The organism is Cereibacter sediminicola (assembly GCF_007668225.1).
GTDB classification, from domain to species: domain Bacteria; phylum Pseudomonadota; class Alphaproteobacteria; order Rhodobacterales; family Rhodobacteraceae; genus Cereibacter_A; species Cereibacter_A azotoformans.
The window spans coordinates 1-439 of record NZ_VDEK01000161.1 but is presented as its reverse complement, the minus strand read 5'-3'; the positions used below and the strand labels follow the sequence as shown (position 1 = coordinate 439).

The window sequence follows — 439 nt, the reverse complement described above, 5'->3', positions numbered from 1 at the left end:
CCCTGAGTAGCGGCGAGCGAAACGGGATTAGCCCAAACCAAGAGGCTTGCCTCTTGGGGTTGTAGGACACTCTGTACGGAGTTACAAAGGAACGAGGTAGATGAAGAGGTCTGGAAAGGCCCGCCATAGGAGGTAACAGCCCTGTAGTCAAAACTTCGTTCTCTCCTGAGTGGATCCTGAGTACGGCGGAACACGTGAAATTCCGTCGGAATCCGGGAGGACCATCTCCCAAGGCTAAATACTCCCTAGTGACCGATAGTGAACCAGTACCGTGAGGGAAAGGTGAAAAGCACCCCGGAAGGGGAGTGAAAGAGATCCTGAAACCGTGTGCCTACAAGTAGTCAGAGCCCGTTAACGGGTGATGGCGTGCCTTTTGTAGAATGAACCGGCGAGTTACGATCTCGTGCAAGGTTAAGCAGAAGATGCGGAGCCGCAGCGA

1 rRNA gene is annotated in these 439 nt (G+C 53.8%); it reads left to right on the top strand.

The features are described from left to right. Window positions 1-439, top strand: a 23S ribosomal RNA gene (locus FG154_RS20825); the annotation flags it as partial.